Below are 3,024 nucleotides of genomic sequence, written 5' to 3' on the forward strand. Positions count from 1 at the left end.
GGCCCTGACAGCCACAAGGTATTTCAATCGGGGACCGCTCTCTGAAAATCACGAAAAGGCGAAGGGTTCATGGTAGCGCAGCAGCGGGACGCGGACCCGCGAAACGGGTCCAAATACCCGAATTGTTCTTCTCGCGGAAACAGAACATTAGCCGGGCCGCCATTTACGGCTGCACCGCAGCCGTCTACATTGGACGGACGGGCAGAAAAGACCGGAATCAACGGGAATAACAGGAATAACAGAAGTAAACCGCTTTGCGGCCAGCAACGACCACCGGATTAAGGTAACGCTTCCATGGAACAGATCATTGTGTGGCTCGAGCACTATGGGCTCGCCGCCGTTTTCCTCAACATCGGGCTGGAACAGCTCGGATTGCCGATTCCCGCCTATCCTGTGTTGATCCTGACCGGCGCCTTGAGTTTCAACGGCCAGTATTCGGCTGCCAGCCTTGTCCTGACGGCAGTTCTGGCCTGCCTGGCCGCTGACAGCGTGTGGTACTGGGCCGGCCACCGCTACGGCAGCCGTGTGCTCAAAACGCTGTGCCGCATTTCCCTGTCACCCGATTCCTGCGTGCGGCAAACCGAATCTATCTTCACGCGCTGGGGTGCCAGGTCGCTGATCCTGGCCAAGTTCATCCCCGGGTTTGCTTCGCTGGCCACGGCGCTGGCCGGGCGTACCGCCATCCCCTTCGGCCGTTTCCTGGTGTTTGACGCGCTGGGCGCGACGCTTTACGCTGGCGCAGGTGTGGGCATCGGCATGCTCTTTCACGACGCGGTGGCTGACGTACTCGCGATTTTTGAGCAGATGGGACGCATCGGGCTGATGGTGTTGCTGGTTGTTTTTGCGCTATTTCTGCTCCACAAGTGGTGGCAGCGGCAACGCTTTTACCGGCAGCTGCGCATGGCCCGGATTTCACCGCAGGAATTGCTGCAGCTCACGCAGCAGGACAAGCCTGCCGTCATCCTGGATGTGCGCACTGAACTTGCACGCGCCGGCGGCGGCATCATACCGGGCGCGCTGGTCTGGTCGGACCTGGACCGCACCCGGGCATCGCTTGATATCCCGCACGATGTTGCGGTGGTCGTTTATTGCGCCTGCCCCAATGATGCTTCTGCCGCTCTGGTGGCCAAACGCCTGATGGCGGCCGGATTCAGCAACGTCAGGCCGTTGCACGGCGGTATTGACGCCTGGCAGGCGGCCGGGCTGGCACTGGAATACCCCCAGACGGCCTGAAGGGCCTAATGGTAATAATCACCAAATACAGAATGGCATTTCATGTAGTTCCGACGACCTATTGGGCGATATTTGAAGAGGTCTTAAGTATGCAAAAACTGCGCCAGACTAATGGAAGACAGGGCCAAAAGAAATCAGGGTGTTGTCCTATAGCGCAATTGAATGCAGCATTACACACTTGCCCTGCGGCTGCTCCTTTAAAGCGCGGGCATTGACAGGGCCCCGCACCACTGCAAAGAAAGTCACCATCGGCGGATGAACCCCAGTTTGCCAAGCGCATTCACCGCAGTCCACCGTGAGCCTGGCCTGAGGGGAAGGCACATGCCTCCACAGGCCCGCAGCGGCCCCGATTTGAGGCAGGTGACGCCATGAAGCGCGACGAGGCCGCAGAGACATCCCAGCAACGCCTTCAGGAGGAAGCACTTGCGCTGGCCGCCGCCAACGATGCACTGAAGCTGGAGCTCGCCGAGCAGAAGCGCCTGGTCGAGACCCTTAAAGAGGATGTCAGCAGCCTGCGCGGCCTGACGACCATTTCAGCGGACTGGTACTGGGAGCAGGACGCGCAGTACCGTTTTACCGACTTCACGGCCGAGTACAGCGACAGGTCACGCGACGACGACCTCGACAGCTCCGTTGGCAAATGCCGCTGGGAGCTGCCTGGCGCCCTCCCGGTCACGACGTCCTGGGAGGACCATCGCGCTGTGCTGGACGAACGCCAGTCCTTTCGCGATTTCGAATACATACGTGTGATGGAGGACGGCGTCGCGCATTACTTTTCCATCAGCGGCGTTCCGGTATTCAACAAGCAGCAGGAGTTCACGGGGTACCGCGGAATCACGCGCGACGTCACAACCAGCCGGCGTGCTGAAGAAAAAGAACGCAAGGTCGCCCGCCTGCTCGATGACATCGTCGAGAACGTCCCGATCGCCCTGCACCTGAAATCCACCACGGACCACCGCTTCCTGGCATGGAACCGCGCCGCAGAAGAGCTCTACGGCGTCACCCGCGCAGAAGCGCTGGGCCGCACCGTCCATGATCTCTGGCCAAAGGCCCATGCCCACAATATGTATGCGGCAGATCTGAGCCTGATCGCTTCAGGCGAGATGCAGGACTTCCCTGACCGGCTGGCTTATACAAAGCACAGGGGCGCCATTCACGTGCACATGCGCAAGGTCCCGCTGAAGGACCCCAGTGGTGCGGTGACGCATATTCTGGTCACCGCTGAAGACATCACCCAGCAGCTGGCCGACGAGGCCCGCCTGCGCAGCAGCGAAAGGCAGTTCCGCAGCCTGGCCAGCCTTTCCTCCGACTGGTATTGGGAAACCGATGCCAAATTCCGGTTCACCAAGCTGTCCGGCGGCAAGACAGAGGAGGCCAAACGCGTCATCAGCGAGCACCTTGGAAAGACCCGTTGGGAAATTGACTACAGCGAAGCCAACCAGGAGCTGTGGGCACGCCACCGTGCCCAGTTGGAGCGCCACGAAGTTTTCCGGAATTTCGAATACGAACGCGTAGAAAAAGACGGCAGGCGTGTGACCCTGTGCATCAGCGGCGAGCCGATGATGGATGCCAACGGCCGTTTCACCGGCTATCACGGCGTGGGCACCGACATCACCGCACGGCTTGAGGCCGAGGCCAAGCTGCGCCGTAGCGAAGAGCGTTTTCGCAGCCTCACCGACCTTTCGTCCGACTGGTACTGGGAACAGGACAAAAATTTCCGCAATGTTTTTGTCTCCAATGACCCCTCGCGATTTTCTTTGGGAACCCAGGTTATCGGGGAGGGGCTGTGCC

Annotated in this window: 2 protein-coding genes; both read left to right on the plus strand. The window is 60.1% G+C overall.

Annotated elements, in window-relative coordinates; genetic code table 11:
• Positions 1–294 precede the first annotated feature (294 nt).
• The gene (locus AC1D0Z_RS18615; protein ID WP_477659680.1) at positions 295–1,233 is read left to right on the plus strand and encodes a rhodanese-like domain-containing protein; all 939 of its coding nucleotides are present in this window, start codon (positions 295–297) and stop codon (positions 1,231–1,233) included.
• A 368-nt stretch (positions 1,234–1,601) separates the two neighbouring features.
• On the plus strand, positions 1,602–3,024 hold a 1,423-nt coding region (locus AC1D0Z_RS18620; protein WP_477659681.1), incomplete at its 3' end, for a PAS domain-containing protein.

This window comes from Polaromonas sp. P1_E3 (assembly GCF_056405935.1).